Source organism: Ancalomicrobiaceae bacterium S20, from assembly GCA_040269895.1.
In the GTDB taxonomy this organism is placed as follows: domain Bacteria; phylum Pseudomonadota; class Alphaproteobacteria; order Rhizobiales; family Ancalomicrobiaceae; genus Methyloraptor; species Methyloraptor flagellatus.
In genome coordinates this window covers 1,405,382-1,421,370 of sequence record CP158568.1, presented here as the reverse complement: position 1 = coordinate 1,421,370, position 15,989 = coordinate 1,405,382, and the positions used below count along the sequence as shown (strand labels likewise).

Below are 15,989 nucleotides of genomic sequence, written 5' to 3'. Positions count from 1 at the left end.
GCCCCTGTCAGACCTGCCCCTGTCAGACCTGAACGACCATGACCTCGACGATCGGCTTCTTGCCCCAGCGCTCGTTGACCCGCGCCCGCACGGCGCGGCGCACGGCGTCCTCGACCAGATCCGGATCGCGCCGGCGCGGCCGCGGCAGGCCCTCGACCGTCTCGGTGACGGCGTCGGCGCAGATGTCGACGAAGTCGACGCCGCCGCGGTCCTCCTCCGGAATGCCGATCAGCGCCAGCTCGGGATCGGCCGCGAGCGCGCCCTTGCCGTCGAGCACGAGCGCGATCGCGATGACGCCGGCGAACGACGCCTTCTTGCGCTCCTGCGCGCCCGACTTGTCGGGTTCGAGCAGCAGCGAGCCGTCGCGGAACAGCCGGCCGGCGAAGGCTTCGTCGACCTCCTCGGCCGGTCCCGGCGCGAGCCGCACCATCTTGCCATTGCCGGTGACGACCACCTCGCGCACGCCCTCGGCCCGCGCGAACTTAGCGTGCATGGCGAGGTGCAGCGGCTCGCCGTGCACCGGGATCGCCACCTGGGGCTTCACCGCCTCGTACATGCGCTTCAGCTCGCCCCGGCGCGGATGGCCGGAGACATGCACGAGCGCGTCGCGATCGGTGACGATCGTCGCGCCCTGCTTGGCGAGATTGTTCATGATCGCGTTGACGGACTTCTCGTTGCCCGGAATGGTCCGCGACGAGAAGATCACGATGTCGCCCTGCGACATGGAGATGTTGCGGTGGTCGCCGGATGCGATGCGGGCGAGCGCGGCGCGCGGCTCGCCCTGGCTGCCGGTCAGGAGCGCCACGACATTCTCGCGCGGCAGGTAGCCGTAGGCGTCCTCGCCGAGGAACTCCGGCAGGCCGTCGAACATGCCGAGCTCGCGGGCGACGTCGATCGCCCGCTTCATGGCCCGGCCGAGCACCACCACGCTGCGCTCGTTGGCGACCGCCGCTTCCGCGACCGAGCGAATGCGCGCGATATTGGACGCAAAGGTCGTCACTGCCACGCGCGCCGGCGCCGACGCGACGATCTCGGTCAGCGTCTTCGACACTTCGCGCTCCGACGGCGAGATGCCGTCGCGGACCACGTTGGTCGAATCGCAGACGAGCGCACGCACGCCCTCCCGGCCGATCTCGGCCAGTCGCGCGAAGTCCGTCGTCCAGCCGACGACCGGCGTCTCGTCGATCTTCCAGTCGCCGGTGTGGATCGCGGTGCCGAGCGGCGTGCGGATCGCCAGCGCGACCGACTCCGGGATCGAATGCGCGACCCCGATCGCTTCGATGTCGAACGGCCCGAGCTGCCAGCGCTCGCCGCGCGTGAACCGGCGGATGTCGACTTTCGGCACCTTGCCTTCGCCGATGAACTTCGCCTCACCCTCGGCCTTGGCCTCGAGCAGGCCAGCGGCGAACGGCGTCATGAACACCGGCACCTCGAGCTTCGGCCACAGGTCGAGCAGCGCGCCGTAGTGATCCTCGTGCGCATGCGTGATCACGATGCCGAGGATGTTCTTCCGCTCCTCGATCGCGAAGCGGATGTCCGGCAGGATGATGTCGACGCCCGGCTCGTCGAACTCCGAGGCGAAGGTGATGCCGAAATCGACGATGATCCAGCGCCGATCCTCCGGCCGGCCGAAGCCATAGAGCGCCAGGTTCATGCCGATCTCGCCGACACCGCCGAGCGGCAGGAAGACGAACTCCTCGCCGACGTTCTTGCGACGCGCCTTGGCCATCAGAGCGTCCCCCCCGTCGTGACGGGGGTCTCGGTCGCAGTCGCGGGGAAGAAAACGTCTCCGGCGGAAATGGTCATTCGGGTTCCGTCACCAAGGTCGAGGACGAGGCGCCCCTGCTCGTCGAGAGCGGCGAACACCCCGTTCAATTCACGATCGACGAGGCGGACCCGGATGGGTCGGCCGACGCCGTGCACTGCCGCCATCCAGGCGGCGCGGATTTCGCCGAAGCCGCGGCCGCCGTCCCAGACGGCGAGCGTGTCCGACAGCGCTTCGGCGAGGAGATCCAGGATCTGCTCGGGAAAGATCGACACGCCCTCTTGCAGAAGACTGGTCGCCGGCGTCTCCGAGACGGCCGGATAATGCGCGCAATTGATCCCATAACCGATCGCGACCGCGAGTGCACCCCCGTCGAGACGATTGGTCTCGAGCAGAATGCCGCTCGCCTTGCGCCCGCGGACCAGCGTGTCGTTCGGCCACTTGATCGCGACCTCGCGCCCGAGCGCCGGGCCGGCCGCCGCCCGGATCGCCCGATGGACCGCAACCGCCGCCACCAGCGGCAGTTCGGCGAGCCTCTCGGCCGGGCAAGGGTCGATCAGCAGCGCGGTCGCGTAGAGATTGCCCTTCTCACTGACCCAGGGCCGGCCGCGTCGGCCGCGCCCCGCCAGTTGCCGTTCGGCCGTGACCCAGAGCCCGCCCGGATCGCCTGCCCGCGCGCACTCGAACGCCTCGACGTTGGTCGATCCGACATCGCCGAGCGCCAGGTGCCGAAAGCCGCCCCTGAGCGTCCTGAGCCCCGCGCCCGGCGATCGCGCCATCTCAGAAGAACGACTTCGCCGCCGCGGTCGCCGCGCCGACCAGCGGGCTGCCGAGCGCGACGAAGGCGAGCGAGAACACGCCCGACACGATCAGCACGAGCTTCTGCTCGAACGCCATCGGCAGGAACGGCTCGGCCGGCTCGTCGAAATACATGATCTTGACGACGCGCAGGTAATAGAACGCGCCCACCACGCTGGCGACGCCGCCGATCACCGCGAGCGTCACCAGGCCGGCCTGCACCGCCGCCATGAACACGTAGAGCTTGGCGAAGAAGCCCGCCAGGATCGGCACGCCGGCGAGCGAGAACATGATCATCGCGAACAGGAAGCCGGCAAGCGGATTGGTGCGGGCGAGACCCGAGAGATCCGAAATCGTCTCGACCGGGCCGCTCGCGCGCCGCATCGACAGGATCATCGCGAAGGCGCCGAGCGTGGTCGCCATGTAGATCGTCATGTAGACGACCACCGACTGCACGCCGTCGGCCGTGCCGGCGGCGAGGCCGACGAGCGCGTAGCCGACATGGCCGATCGAGGAATAGGCCATCAGACGCTTGATGTTGGTCTGGCCGATCGCGGCGAACGAACCGAGCAGCATCGAGGCGACCGACACGAACACGATCACCTGCTGCCAGTCGTGCGTCGAGGGCTTGAACGCCTCGACCGCGACGCGCGTGACCAGCGCCATGGCGGCGACCTTGGGCGCGGCGGCGAAGAACGCCGTCACCGGCGTCGGCGCGCCTTCGTAGACGTCCGGCGTCCACATGTGGAACGGCACGGCCGAGATCTTGAACGACAGGCCGGCCAGGATGAACACGAGGCCGAAGACGATGCCGGTCGACTTGCCGTGCGCGGCGATCGCCGCAGCGATGCCGGGGAAGCTGGTCGTGCCGGTGAAGCCGTAGACCAGCGACGCGCCGTAGAGCAGCAGGCCCGACGACAGCGCGCCGAGCACGAAGTACTTCAGGCCCGCCTCGGTCGACTTGAGGTTGTCGCGATGGATCGAGGCGATCACATAGGCCGCGAGCGACTGCAGCTCCAGGCCGAGATAGAGCGAGATCATGTCGTTGGCCGAGATCATCATCATCATGCCGAGCGTGGCGATGAGGATGAGCACCGGCAGTTCGAAGCGATCGTAGCCGCCCTGCACCGCCGGACGGGCTGCAAGCAGCAGCGTCACGCCGGCGCCGACCAGCGACAGGAGCTTCATGTAATTGCCGAAGCCGTCGTTGATCCAGACGCCGTCGAAGGCCGTGCCGGTGCGCGGGCTGAACGCGACCACCAGCCCGGCAACCAGAATGACCGCGACCGTGCCGGCCGTGACGATCCCGGTCGGCCGCCCGCCGGCGAACACGCCGACCATGAGGAGCACGATCGCGCCGACGGCGAGGATGATTTCCGGCAGGACCGGCGCAAGGTGAGCTGCGAGCACGGAGGTCGACCCCTTGGTTGGCCGCCGTCGCCGAAAGGCCGGCGGCGGCCGCATTCACGTCCATCGTTTCATTCGCCGGGCGCGGGAGCCCTCCCCCGCGCCGGCCACTGTCTTGGTGCAGGCATTCGCCACGCCGGGGCGATCCCCGGCGCGGCAGACATCACTGCGTGACGACCATCGCCGTCTTGACCGCCGCCTCGACGGCGGCCTGATACTTGGTCACCAGCCGGTCGACCGACGCCGCCGTGGCGTGCAGGAGCGGCTGCGGATAGACGCCGTAGTAGATCGTCGCGACCAAGAGCGGGATCAGGATGAACCGCTCGCGCAGGCTGAGATCGAGAATGCCCTGCAGCGACGGCTTGTCGAGCTTGCCGTTCATGACGCGGGCGTAGAGCCACAGCGCATAGCCGGCCGACAGGATCACGCCGGTCGCGGCGAAGAACGCCACCCAGGTGTTGGCCTTGTAGGCGCCCATGAGCGTCAGGAACTCGCCGATGAACCCGGAGGTGCCCGGCAGGCCGACGTTGCCCATGGTGAACAGGAGGAACGCCACCGCATACCAGGGCATGCGGTTGACGAGCCCACCATAGGCCTTGATCTCGCGGGTGTGCATGCGGTCGTAGATCACGCCGACGCAGAGGAACAGCGCCGACGAGACGAAACCGTGGCTGACCATCTGGAAGATCGAGCCCTGCACGCCCTGTACGTTCATCGTGAAGATGCCCATCGTCACGTAGCCCATGTGGGCGACCGATGAATAGGCGATCAGCTTCTTGATGTCCTCCTGCATCAGCGCGACCAGCGAGGTGTAGATGATCGCGACGACCGACAGGGTGAACACGAAGGGCGCGAAATACTCCGACGCCAGCGGGAACATCGGCACCGAGAAGCGCAGGAAGCCGTAGCCGCCCATCTTCAGGAGGATGCCGGCCAGGATCACCGATCCGGCCGTCGGCGCCTCGACGTGGGCGTCCGGCAGCCAGGTGTGCACCGGCCACATCGGCATCTTCACCGCAAACGAGGCGAAGAAGGCGAGCCAGCACCACATCTGCAGCGCCTTCGGGAACTGATGGTCCATGAGCTGGACGATATCCGCGGTCCCGGCCTGCCAGATCATCGCGATCATGGCGATCAGCATCAGGATCGAGCCGAGCAGCGTGTAGAGGAAGAACTTGAACGACGCGTAGACCCGGCGCGGTCCGCCCCAGACACCGATGATGATGAACATCGGAATGAGGCCGGCCTCGAAGAACACGTAGAACAGCATCAGATCGAGCGCGGTGAACACGCCGATCATCAGCGTCTCGAGGATCAGGAACGCGATCATGTACTCGCGCACCCGCTTGTCGACCGATTCCCAGCTCGCCAGGATGCAGAACGGCATGATGAAGGTCGTGAGGATCACGAACAGCACCGAGATGCCATCGACGCCCATGTGATAGCTGAACAGGCCGCCCAGCCACGGCGCCTTCTCCTCGAGCTGGAAGCCCGGGTTGGAGGCGTCGTAGCGCGCGAGGATCAGGAGCGACACCAGGAAGGTGAACACGGTCGTGATCAGCGCGGTCACGCGGATGTTGCGCTTGGCGACGGCGTCGTCGCCGCGCACCAGGAGGATGAAGAACGCCCCGACCAGCGGCAGGAAGGTGACGATCGAAATGAGCGGCCAGCTCGACATCAGTGGGCTCCCCCGAACATCATCCAGGTCACCAGGGCCGCGACCCCGATCATCATCACGAAGGCATAGTGGTAGACGTAGCCCGACTGCAGCCGCACCACCTGATGGGTGATGTCGATCACGCGGGCCGAGACGCCGTCCGGCCCGAGGCCGTCGATGACCGCCCCGTCGCCCTTCTTCCACAGCGTGCGGCCGAGCCACTTGGCCGGGCGCACGAACAGGAAGTCGTAGAGCTCGTCGAAGTACCACTTGTTGAGCAGGAACTGGTAGAGCGCGTCATGTTCCTTGGCGAGCGCGGCCGGCCGGCTCGGATCGACCACGTAGAACAGGAACGCCACCACGAAGCCGACGGCCATCGCCACGAACGGCGCGAACATGACCCACACCGGCGGGTGATGCTCGTGGCCCTCGGCGGCATGCGCCACCACGACCGCGCCCTTCCAGAAGCCTTCCGCGCCCGCGCCGATGAACCAGGGCGAGAACAGCATGCCGGCGAAGATCGCGCCGATGCCGAGCAGGATCAGCGGCACGGTCATCACCTTCGGGCTCTCGTGCACGTGATCCATCACCTCCTTCGGAGCGCGAGGGCTCCCCCAGAAGGTCATGAACACCAGACGCCAGGAGTAGAACGAGGTGAACAGCGCCGCGATGACCAGAAGGCCGAAGGCGTAGGGCGCGAACACATTGGTGCCGGCATAGGCCGCCTCGATGATCGCGTCCTTCGAGTTGAAGCCCGCGAAGCCGAGCGAGCTCATCGGCACGCCGAAGCCGGTCAGCGCCAGGGTGCCGATCAGCATCATGGTGTAGGTCAGCGGGATGTGGCTCTTCAGCCCGCCCATCTTGCGGATGTCCTGCTCGTTCGACACGGCATGGATGACCGAGCCGGCGCCGAGAAACAGAAGCGCCTTGAAGAAGGCGTGCGTGAACAGGTGGAACACCGCCGGCCCATAGGCGCCGACACCGAGCGCGGCGAACATGTAGCCGAGCTGCGAACAGGTCGAATAGGCGATCACGCGCTTGATGTCGTTCTGCACGAGACCGATCGTCGCCGCGAAAAACGCCGTGGTCGCGCCGATGAAGGTCACGACGGCGAGCGCGGTCGGCGCCAGCTCGAACAGCGGCGACAGCCGCGCCACCATGAACACGCCGGCGGTCACCATGGTCGCGGCGTGGATCAGCGCGGAGACCGGCGTCGGGCCTTCCATCGCGTCCGGCAACCAGGTGTGCAGCAGGAACTGCGCCGACTTGCCCATCGCACCGAGGAACAGGAGCAGGCAGATCGTGGTCAGCGCATCGACGTCCCAGCTCAGGAAGTGGATCGTCTTGCCCTTCATCGCTGCCGCGTTGGCGAAGATCGTGGCGTAGTCGATCGACTGGAACAGCCAGAACACGCCGAAGATGCCGAGGATGAAGCCGAAATCGCCGACGCGGTTGACGACGAAGGCCTTGATCGCGGCCGCGTTCGCCGACGGCTTCTGATACCAGAACCCGATCAGCAGATAGGACGCGACGCCGACGCCTTCCCAGCCGAAGAACATCTGCAGCAGGTTGTCGGACGTCACCAGCATCAACATGGCGAAGGTGAACAGCGACAGGTAGGCGAAGAACCGCGTCTTGTGCGGATCATGCGCCATGTAGCCGATCGAGTAGATGTGGACGAGCGCGGAGACCGAGTTCACGACGACCAGCATGACCGCCGTCAACATGTCGACACGGATCGCCCAGGCGACGTCGAGCGCGCCGGACTGGATCCAGGTCATCAGCGGGATGCGCACCGCCTCGTGGGCGCCGGAGGTCGCGGTCTTGAAGAACACGATCCACGACAGCGCCGCCGCGACCACCATCAGGCCGGCGGTGGCGAGCTGCGCGAACCGCACGATCGGCGGATCCTCATGGTGGCCGTGGCCGTGATCGTCATGACCATGCGCATCGTGACCATGGTCATGGGCCGCATGGGCATGCGCATCGTGACCATGCGCATCATGGCCATGCGCGTAGTCGTCGTGACCGTGATGGCCGTGGCCGCCGCCCGCCGGCAGCTTGTGCCGGAACAGCGTGATCGCGCCGGCGATCAGGAACCCGAGAAGGGGCAGGAAGACGATGGCGGAATACATGGGCGTCCTCAACCCTTCATCATGTTGATGTCTTCGACCGCGATCGAGCCGCGGTTGCGGAAGAACACCACCAGGATCGCAAGCCCGATGGCGGCCTCCGCCGCGGCGACGGTGAGGACGAAGAGTGCGAACACCTGGCCCACCAGATCGCCGAGGAAGCTCGAGAAGGCGACGAAGTTGATGTTGACGGCGAGCAGGATCAGCTCGACCGACATCAGGATCACGATCACGTTCTTACGGTTCAGGAAGATCCCGAAGATGCCGATCGTGAACAGGATCGCGGCCACCGACAGGTAGTGCGACAATCCGATTTCCATGGGTCACCCCCGAGCCTTCTCACCACCGGATGCCGCCGACGAACCCCTGCCCGCCGCAACACCCGCTTCCGTCTTCCAACCAGAGCCGCGACAGTCGCGCGACCCGACCATTCCGTATCCGGCACCCGGCCCCGGGCGCCGAAGCCTTGTCAGAGACCCTGACCCGGCTCGACCTTGACCAGCTCGATCGCCGTCTCCGGCCGCCGCGCGACCTGACGGGCGACGTCCTGGCGCTTGACGAAGTCCTTGTGGCGCAGCGTCAGCACGATCGCGCCGATCATCGCCACCAGGAGCACCATGCCGGCCGCCTCGAAGAAGTAGACGTAGCGGGTGTAGAGCACCTGCCCGATCGCCACGATGTTGGAGACCTTGTCCGCCGCCGGGATCGGCGCCACCGGCTTCGCCAGCACGCCCGGATCGATCACCCAGGCACCGAGCCCCATGAAGAGCTCGACCAGCAGGATGCCGCCGATCACGACACCGACCGGCAGATACTGCAGGAAGCCCTCGCGCAGCTCGACGAAGTCGACATCGAGCATCATGACCACGAACAGGAACAGCACTGCGACCGCGCCGACGTAGACCACGATCAGCAGCATCGCCAAAAACTCCGCGCCGAGCAGCACGAACAGCCCGGCCGCGTTGAAGAAGGCGAGGATCAGGAACATGACCGAATAGACCGGGTTCCTGGCCGAGATCACCATCACGGCCGAGGCCACGGTGATCGCGGCGAAGAGATAGAAGAAGAGGGCTTGCACGACCATCGGTCTTTTCCCCGGTCCCCGATCCCGCGGATGCCCGCCGGATCGGTCCTTAGTTCCTCGTCGTCACGTCCGTCGCGGGCTGCCCCGCGACGATCGTCCAGGCGCCGCGGAACAGGTCCGCGGGCGGCGGAAATCAGCGGTACGGCGCGTCCTGCGCGATCGAACGGGCGATCTCGCGTTCCCAGCGCTCACCGTTCGCGAGGAGCTTCTCCTTGTCGTAGTAGAGCTCCTCGCGCGTCTCGGTCGCGAACTCGAAGTTCGGTCCCTCGACGATCGCATCGACCGGGCAGGCTTCCTGACAGAAGCCACAGTAGATGCACTTCACCATGTCGATGTCGTAGCGGGTGGTGCGGCGCGTATCGTCGTTGCGCCGCGGCCCCGCCTCGATCGTGATCGCCTGCGCCGGGCAGATCGCCTCGCAGAGCTTGCAGGCGATGCAGCGCTCCTCGCCGTTCGGATACCGGCGCAGCGCATGCTCGCCGCGGAACCGCGGGCTGACCGGGTTCTTCTCGAACGGGTAGTTGATCGTCGCCTTGGGCGCGAAGAAGTATCGCATCGTCAGGAAGAAAGCCGACACGAATTCCTTCAGGAACAAGGACTTCGCAGCCTGGTCCAGTCTCATGGTGGCCCTCATCCGCCGATTTTCGCGCCGAACCAGTAGCCCAGTCCGGCGAATACCAGTGCGTTGATCACGAACAACACTTTCAACAGCCCCTCGCCCGAACCCTTGCCGTCCTTGCGGACCGCATCCGGCCGGTTCCCCCGCTTCTCCATCGCCCGCCGGACCAGGCTCGCGACGATCCCGAAATCGAGAACGCCGACACCGACGCCGAAAGCGGCACCGACCAGTCCGGGCAGCGACAGTTCCATCTCACGTCTCCACCGGGACCACGGTGCCCCACCGCTTCCCGGTCTCGAATGCATCCGACGCCGGCCCTCCGGCGTCGGAAATTTCAAGCACGCCGGCCATCCGGCGTCGCGCGAACTTCTGTGACGCCGCCCCGGGCGTCACAGCCCGGCAGGGGGAGCCCCCGCCTGAAACGCATCACGGACCCCAGCCGGTCGCCTTCAGAACGCCGGCCACGATCACGACCGCCGCCAGCGAGATCGGAAGAAAGACCTTCCAGCCGAGCCGCATGAGCTGGTCGTAGCGGTAGCGCGGCACCATCGCCTTCACCATGGCGAACATGAAGAACACGAGCAGGCTCTTCAGCAGGAACCAGACGATGCCCGGCACCCAGGTGAACGGCGCGATGGCCAGCGGCGGCGCCCAGCCGCCCATGAACAGGATCGCGGTCATCGCGCACTGCAGCGCGATCGCCACGTATTCGCCGAGCATGAACATCATGTACGGCGTCGAGCCGTACTCGACCATGAAGCCCGCGACCAGCTCCGATTCCGCTTCGACGAGGTCGAACGGCGGACGGTTCGTCTCGGCGAGGCCCGAGATGAAGAAGATCACGAACATCGGGAACAGCGGCAGCCAGTACCAGTTCAGGAAGCTGAGCCACGGCAGGCCGATCGCGGTCGCGAGCCCTCGGGTCTCCTGCGCATGAACGATGCCCGACAGGTTCAGCGTACCGGCGCAGAGCAGCACCGTGATGATCACGAAGCCGATCGAGACCTCGTAGGACACCATCTGCGCCGCCGACCGCAGCGCGGCCAGGAACGGATACTTCGAGTTCGACGCCCAGCCGCCCATGATGATGCCGTAGACGCTCAGCGACGACATCGCCAGGATATAGAGGATGCCGACGTTGATGTCGGAGATCACCCAGCCCGGCGCGAACGGCACCACCACCCAGGCCGCCAGCGCCACGATCACGGTGATCAGCGGCGCGAGCAGGAACATCGCCTTGTTCGAGCCCGACGGGATCACCGGCTCCTTGAGCACGAACTTCAAGAGATCGGCGAAGGACTGGAACAGGCCCCAGGGGCCGACCACGTTCGGACCGCGGCGCATCTGCACCGCCGCCCAGATCTTGCGATCGGCGTAGAGCACGTAGGCGATCACGAGCAGCAGCACCACCATCAGGAGCAGCGACTGCGCCACGATGATGATCAGCGGCAGGAGGGTATCGGTCCAGAAACCGGTCATCGCGTGTCGGCCCTCATTCCGCGGCGGCTGCGACGCGGGCGTTGGCGAGCGCGGAACATTCCGCCATCACCGCGGACGCCCGCGCGATCGGGTTGGTCAGATAGAAGTCCGTGGTCGGGCTCCGGAACGGCGCCTTGTCGACCGCCCCGCCGATATCGGCGAGCTTGGCGACATCCTCGTGACCGCCGCTCGCCGGAACGTCCAGCCGGGCGAAATGCGGGTAGGCCGCATAGAGCGCCTTGCGCAGTTCGTTCAGGCTGTCGAACGGCAGCGTCTTGCCGAGCACGGCCGACAGGGCCCGCAGGATCGCCCAGTCCTCGCGCGCCTCGCCGAGCGGGAAGCCGGCGCGGTTGCCGATCTGGACACGGCCTTCGGTGTTCACATAGGTGCCGGACTTCTCGGTATAGGCGGCCGCCGGCAGGATCACGTCGGCGCGGTGCGCGCCGGCGTCGCCATGGGTGCCGATATAAACCACGAAGGCCGAACCGAGCCCCTTCATGTCGATCTCGTCGGCGCCGAGCAGGAACAGGACGTCGAGCGCCCCTGCCCCGCCGCGGCGACCATGCCCGCTGTGTCGAGGCCGCCCTCGGCCGGCACGAAGCCGACGTCGAGCGCGCCGACGCGGCTCGCCGCCGTGTGCAGCACCGAGAAGCCGTTCCAGGCCTCCGAGACCGCACCGACCGACTGGGCGAGCTTCGCCGCCGTCGACAGGATCGCGAGACCGTCGGGCCGCGCCAGCGCGCCCTGGCCGACGATGATCAGCGGGTTCTTGGCATCGTCGAGCACCGACTTGAAGGCGATCTGGCCATTCGCCAGCGCCTCGAGCGTCTCCGGGCCGTTGCCCAGATGCTCGGTCGCGTAGGTGAGATCGGCCGCCTCGCCGATCACGCCGATCTTCATGCCGGTCTTGAGCCAGCGCTTGCGGATGCGGGCGTTGAGCACGGCCGCTTCCTTGCGCGGGTTCGATCCGATGATCAGCACCGCGTCGGCCTGCTCGATGCCTTCGATCGTGCTGTTGAACAGGTACGAGCCGCGGCCATGGGTCGGCGACAGCACCGTGCCGTCCTGGCGGGCGTCGATGTTCGCCGAACCGAGCGCGGTCATCAGGCTCTTCAGCGCGAAGAGTTCTTCCACGCTGGCGAAATCGCCCGCGATCGCGCCGAGCTTGCTGCCCGCGGTGCCCTTGACCTTCGCCGCAATCGCCTGGAACGCCTCGGCCCAGGAAGCCGGCTGCAGGCGGCCGCCGACCCGGACATAGGGCCGGTCGAGGCGCTGGGTCTTCAGCCCGTCGACGACGTGGCGGCTCTTGTCGGAGATCCACTCCTCGTTCACGCCCTCGTGGAGGCGCGGCAGGATGCGCATGACCTCGCGGCCGCGGGTGTCGACGCGGATGTTGGAGCCGACCGCATCCATCACGTCGATCGACTCGGTCTTGCCGAGCTCCCACGGGCGGGCGGCGAATTCATAGGGCTTGGAGGTCAGCGCGCCGACCGGGCAGAGGTCGACGACGTTGCCCTGCAACTCCGACCGCATCGCGGTTTCGAGATAGGTCGTGATCTCGACGTCCTCACCGCGCGAGATCAGGCCGAGGTCGCCGACGCCGGCGACTTCGGCCGTGAAGCGGACGCAGCGCGTGCACTGGATGCAGCGCGTCATGATCGTCTTGACCAGCGGGCCGATGTACTTGTCCTCGACCGCGCGCTTGTTCTCCTGGAACCGCGAGCTGTCGACGCCATAGGCCATGGCCTGGTCCTGCAGATCGCACTCGCCGCCCTGATCGCAGATCGGGCAATCGAGCGGATGGTTGATCAGCAGGAATTCCATCACGCCCTCGCGGGCCTTCTTGACCATCGGGGTCTTGGTGAAGACCTCCGGCGGCTCGCCGTTCGGGCCGGGGCGCAGGTCGCGCACGGCCATGGCGCAGGAGGCCTGCGGCTTCGGCGGACCGCCCTTCACCTCGACGAGGCACATGCGGCAATTGCCGGCGATCGAGAGCCGCTCGTGGAAGCAGAAGCGCGGCACCTCGGCACCCGCGGCCTCGCAGGCCTGCAGGAGCGTCGACTCCGGTGCGACGTCGATTTCGATGCCGTCGATCTTGATCTTGGCCATGCTTCAGCTCTCAGTGCGGATGGTCGGCCAGATCGAGCCGGCGCTCGACACGGTCCATACGCGTTTCAAGTCGGTCGAGCCGCCGGTTGATGCCGGCGAGCCCTTCTTCCACGTTCGTGACCGGAACCTTCAAGTCGTGCACGTCGTCGATCAGCCGATCGACCTTTTCGTCGATCCGCCTGAGGTAGACCAGCACCAGACTCTCCGGCTCAGCCATCGCTCACCTCACTCCGCCGCGACCAGCGGACGCGTCGCGGCCTTGCGGGCGTTGATGCGCGCCTCGATCTCCGGGCGGAAATGCCGGATCAGGCCCTGGATCGGCCACGCAGCGGCATCGCCGAGCGCGCAAATCGTGTGACCCTCGACCTGCTTGGTCACCTGCTGGAGCATGTCGATCTCGCGGATCTCCGCGTCGCCGCGAACCATCCGTTCCATGACGCGCCACATCCAGCCGGTGCCCTCGCGGCACGGCGTGCACTGGCCGCAACTCTCGTGCTTGTAGAAATACGAGAGCCGCGCGATCGCCCGCACGATGTCGGTCGACTTGTCCATGACGATCACCGCCGCCGTGCCGAGGCCGGAGCCGAGCCCGCGCAGCGTGTCGAAATCCATCGAGGCGTCGATCATCTGCGCCGCCGGCACGACCGGCACCGACGAGCCGCCCGGGATCACCGCGAGCAGGTTGTCCCAGCCGCCGCGGATGCCGCCGCAGTGCTTCTCGATCATCTCGCGGAACGTGATGCCCATCTCCTCCTCGAAGGTGGCGGGCTTGTTCACGTGGCCGGAGACGCAGAAGAGCTTGGTGCCGGTGTTGTTCGGCTTGCCGAGCCCGGCGAACCAGGCGCCGCCGCGGCGCAGGATCGTCGGCGCGACCGCGATGCTCTCGACGTTGTTGACCGTGGTCGGGCAGCCGTAGAGGCCGACGTTCGCCGGGAACGGCGGCTTCAGACGCGGCTGACCCTTCTTGCCCTCGAGGCTCTCGAGCAGCGCGGTCTCCTCGCCGCAGATGTAGGCGCCGGCACCGTGATGGACGTAGAGATCGAACGGATAGCCGTGGATGTTGTCCTTGCCGATCAACCGGGCCTCGTAGGCCTCGTCGACCGCGCGCTGCAGCGCCTCGCGCTCGCGGATGAACTCGCCGCGCACGTAGATGTAGGCCGCGTGGGCGCCCATCGCGAAGGACGCGATCAGGCAGCCTTCGACCAGGTGATGCGGATCGTTGCGCAGGATCTCGCGGTCCTTGCAGGTGCCCGGCTCCGACTCGTCGGCGTTCACGACCAGATAGTGCGGACGGCCGTCCGACTGCTTGGGCATGAACGACCACTTGAGGCCGGTCGGAAAGCCCGCGCCGCCGCGGCCGCGCAGGCCCGAGGCCTTCATCTGCTCGATGATCCAGTCGCGGCCACGATCGAGGATCGCCTTGGTGCCGTCCCAGTTCCCACGCGCCATCGCGCCTTTCAGGCTCCGGTCCTGAAGGCCGTAGATGTTCGTGAAAATGCGGTCCTTGTCTTTCAACATGATCGGTTCCGCTATGCCGCCGGGGGTTCGAAGAGATCCAGACGCCGCTCGATGCGTGTCAGGCGGCCATCGATATGCCCGAGAGTTCCATAGATGTTGGTAACGTCGGTCTGCGACGCACCGATTTCATGCCGCACGGCAGCGACCCGGCCGTCCATCGCGCCGAGGCGATATTCGACTTCACCGATCTTCTGCTCGATGTTGCCCAACCGGCCCTGAACCGCCTTGAGCACGTCGTAGATCAGTTCGTTCGTGACGGTGGTTGTCGTTGCCATGTCCCCTCACTCCGCCGGCGGCTTGTCGCCGGCTTCCGAGGACGGCCGCCAGCCGGTCGCGAGCTTGGCGGACTGCTCGATCCACTTGTCGCGGACCGCGCGGCCCTTGAACGCGCCCAGGTTCTGGTCGACCCACTTCAGGTTCATCTCGCTCCACGCCGCGATCTGATCGAAATGGTAGACGCCCATGTCGTGGAGCATCGCCTCGAGCTTCGGTCCGACGCCCCAGATCAGCTTCAGGTCGTCGCCCTTCGCACCGTCGCGCGGGCCGGACAGCAGTTCCGGCTTGAACTCGTCGGAGACCTTCTCTTCCGGAGCCGCGACCGGAGCCGGCGCTGCAGCCACGGGGGCCGGCGCAACGGGGGCAGGAGCGGCCGGAGCCGGCTGCGGCGCGGGGGCCGGTGCCTCGGCGACCGCCGTCTCGCCGGTCTGCAGCGCGACATTGACGCGGTAGGCGCCGTTGTAGAGGCCCGGATCGGTCAGCGTGGTCTGGCCGTCGGCGTTCTCGGCGCCGTGCCGACCCGACTGCGGGCCCGGCTTCGGCGTCTCGCCGCGCGCGAAGGCGTCGAGCACGGCGTTGAAGCTCTCCGGCGTCAGATCCTCGTAGACGTCCGACCACACCTGCACCATGGGCGCGTTCACGCAAGCGCCGAGGCACTCGACCTCTTCCCACGAGAAGTCGCCGTCGGCGGAGATCTCGTGCGGGTGATGCGCGATGCGATGCTTGCAGATGTCGATGATCGCGTCCGAGCCGCGCAGCATGCACGGCGTCGTGCCGCAGACCTGGACGTGGGCCTTTTTGCCGACCGGCGCGAGTTGGAACATCGTGTAGAAGGTCGCGACCTCGAGCACGCGGATATGGGCCATGCCGAGCTTGTCGGCGATCGTCTCGATCGCCGCCTTCGACACCCAGCCCTCCTGCTGCTGCGCGCGGAAGAGCAGCGGAATGACCGCGCTCGCCTGCTTGCCGGCAGGATACTTGGCGATCGTCGCCTCGGCCCACGCCGCGTTCTCAGCGTTGAACGCGAACGTCGCCGGTTGAACCTCGGCCGGAGCCAGTCTGCGAACTGCCATCGCTCTCTCTCGCCTTCACGCTCGCGCGTTCGTACCTCGCCCGCACCAGCCGAACCCGTTCGGCGCGCGGGA

The 15,989-nt window shown here is 66.9% G+C and carries 14 protein-coding genes and 1 pseudogene; all 15 read right to left on the bottom strand.

Annotated elements, in window-relative coordinates:
• Positions 1-22 precede the first annotated feature (22 nt).
• Positions 23-1,729 carry a ribonuclease J gene (locus tag ABS361_06645; GenBank protein XBY45920.1) on the bottom strand — a complete coding sequence of 569 codons (1,707 nt, stop codon included), beginning with the start codon at positions 1,727-1,729 and terminating at the stop codon, positions 23-25.
• Positions 1,729-2,544 carry a biotin--[acetyl-CoA-carboxylase] ligase gene (locus ABS361_06640; protein XBY45919.1) on the bottom strand — a complete coding sequence of 272 codons (816 nt, stop codon included), beginning with the start codon at positions 2,542-2,544 and terminating at the stop codon, positions 1,729-1,731. Before ABS361_06640 ends, ABS361_06645 begins: the two co-directional genes overlap by 1 nt.
• A 1-nt stretch (position 2,545) precedes the next feature.
• Positions 2,546-3,973: an NADH-quinone oxidoreductase subunit NuoN gene (gene nuoN, locus ABS361_06635; protein XBY45918.1), complete on the bottom strand. Its 1,428-nt coding sequence runs from the start codon at positions 3,971-3,973 to the stop codon at positions 2,546-2,548.
• A gap of 160 nt (positions 3,974-4,133) precedes the next feature.
• Positions 4,134-5,648, bottom strand: coding sequence for an NADH-quinone oxidoreductase subunit M (locus ABS361_06630; GenBank protein XBY45917.1), 1,515 nt, complete (start codon positions 5,646-5,648; stop codon positions 4,134-4,136).
• Positions 5,648-7,762 (bottom strand): NADH-quinone oxidoreductase subunit L, encoded by a 2,115-nt coding sequence (gene nuoL, locus ABS361_06625; GenBank protein ID XBY45916.1) that lies wholly within the window; start codon positions 7,760-7,762, stop codon positions 5,648-5,650. The genes ABS361_06630 and nuoL overlap by 1 nt, the downstream gene beginning before the upstream one ends.
• Before the next feature lie 8 nt (positions 7,763-7,770).
• The gene (nuoK, locus tag ABS361_06620; protein XBY45915.1) at positions 7,771-8,079 is read right to left on the bottom strand and encodes an NADH-quinone oxidoreductase subunit NuoK; all 309 of its coding nucleotides are present in this window, start codon (positions 8,077-8,079) and stop codon (positions 7,771-7,773) included.
• 149 nt (positions 8,080-8,228) lie between these two features.
• Entirely contained in the window at positions 8,229-8,843 is a 615-nt protein-coding gene (locus ABS361_06615) for an NADH-quinone oxidoreductase subunit J (GenBank protein ID XBY45914.1), read from the bottom strand.
• A gap of 133 nt (positions 8,844-8,976) precedes the next feature.
• Positions 8,977-9,465: an NADH-quinone oxidoreductase subunit NuoI gene (nuoI, locus tag ABS361_06610; protein XBY45913.1), complete on the bottom strand. Its 489-nt coding sequence runs from the start codon at positions 9,463-9,465 to the stop codon at positions 8,977-8,979.
• Between the two features lie 8 nt (positions 9,466-9,473).
• A complete protein-coding gene (locus tag ABS361_06605; protein ID XBY45912.1) occupies positions 9,474-9,713 on the bottom strand; it encodes a hypothetical protein in 240 nt (79 codons plus the stop codon).
• A gap of 175 nt (positions 9,714-9,888) precedes the next feature.
• Complete coding sequence (nuoH, locus tag ABS361_06600; protein ID XBY45911.1) at positions 9,889-10,941, bottom strand: NADH-quinone oxidoreductase subunit NuoH; 1,053 nt, start codon at positions 10,939-10,941, stop codon at positions 9,889-9,891.
• Positions 10,942-10,954: 13 nt separating this feature from the next.
• Positions 10,955-13,050 (bottom strand): annotated as a pseudogene (nuoG, locus tag ABS361_06595) (NADH-quinone oxidoreductase subunit NuoG).
• A 10-nt stretch (positions 13,051-13,060) separates the two neighbouring features.
• The gene (locus ABS361_06590) at positions 13,061-13,267 is read right to left on the bottom strand and encodes a hypothetical protein (GenBank protein ID XBY45910.1); all 207 of its coding nucleotides are present in this window, start codon (positions 13,265-13,267) and stop codon (positions 13,061-13,063) included.
• An 8-nt stretch (positions 13,268-13,275) separates the two neighbouring features.
• Positions 13,276-14,568 carry an NADH-quinone oxidoreductase subunit NuoF gene (gene nuoF, locus ABS361_06585; protein ID XBY45909.1) on the bottom strand — a complete coding sequence of 431 codons (1,293 nt, stop codon included), beginning with the start codon at positions 14,566-14,568 and terminating at the stop codon, positions 13,276-13,278.
• Positions 14,569-14,579: 11 nt separating this feature from the next.
• Complete coding sequence (locus tag ABS361_06580; protein ID XBY45908.1) at positions 14,580-14,843, bottom strand: hypothetical protein; 264 nt, start codon at positions 14,841-14,843, stop codon at positions 14,580-14,582.
• Between the two features lie 6 nt (positions 14,844-14,849).
• Entirely contained in the window at positions 14,850-15,917 is a 1,068-nt protein-coding gene (gene nuoE / locus ABS361_06575; protein XBY45907.1) for an NADH-quinone oxidoreductase subunit NuoE, read from the bottom strand.
• Between the last annotated feature and the right edge of the window lie 72 nt (positions 15,918-15,989).

What these genes read in the sequence shown, in the direction of transcription:
- ABS361_06645 (XBY45920.1), bottom strand. Translation starts at nt 1,729, where the DNA reads ATGGCCAAGGCGCGTCGCAAGAACGTCGGCGAGGAGTTCGTCTTCCTG.
- ABS361_06640 (XBY45919.1), bottom strand. Translation starts at nt 2,544, where the DNA reads ATGGCGCGATCGCCGGGCGCGGGGCTCAGGACGCTCAGGGGCGGCTTT.
- ABS361_06630 (XBY45917.1), bottom strand. Translation starts at nt 5,648, where the DNA reads ATGTCGAGCTGGCCGCTCATTTCGATCGTCACCTTCCTGCCGCTGGTC.
- nuoL (XBY45916.1), bottom strand. Translation starts at nt 7,762, where the DNA reads ATGTATTCCGCCATCGTCTTCCTGCCCCTTCTCGGGTTCCTGATCGCC.
- nuoK (XBY45915.1), bottom strand. Translation starts at nt 8,079, where the DNA reads ATGGAAATCGGATTGTCGCACTACCTGTCGGTGGCCGCGATCCTGTTC.
- ABS361_06615 (XBY45914.1), bottom strand. Translation starts at nt 8,843, where the DNA reads ATGGTCGTGCAAGCCCTCTTCTTCTATCTCTTCGCCGCGATCACCGTG.
- nuoI (XBY45913.1), bottom strand. Translation starts at nt 9,465, where the DNA reads ATGAGACTGGACCAGGCTGCGAAGTCCTTGTTCCTGAAGGAATTCGTG.
- ABS361_06605 (XBY45912.1), bottom strand. Translation starts at nt 9,713, where the DNA reads ATGGAACTGTCGCTGCCCGGACTGGTCGGTGCCGCTTTCGGCGTCGGT.
- nuoH (XBY45911.1), bottom strand. Translation starts at nt 10,941, where the DNA reads ATGACCGGTTTCTGGACCGATACCCTCCTGCCGCTGATCATCATCGTG.
- ABS361_06590 (XBY45910.1), bottom strand. Translation starts at nt 13,267, where the DNA reads ATGGCTGAGCCGGAGAGTCTGGTGCTGGTCTACCTCAGGCGGATCGAC.
- nuoF (XBY45909.1), bottom strand. Translation starts at nt 14,568, where the DNA reads ATGTTGAAAGACAAGGACCGCATTTTCACGAACATCTACGGCCTTCAG.
- ABS361_06580 (XBY45908.1), bottom strand. Translation starts at nt 14,843, where the DNA reads ATGGCAACGACAACCACCGTCACGAACGAACTGATCTACGACGTGCTC.
- nuoE (XBY45907.1), bottom strand. Translation starts at nt 15,917, where the DNA reads ATGGCAGTTCGCAGACTGGCTCCGGCCGAGGTTCAACCGGCGACGTTC.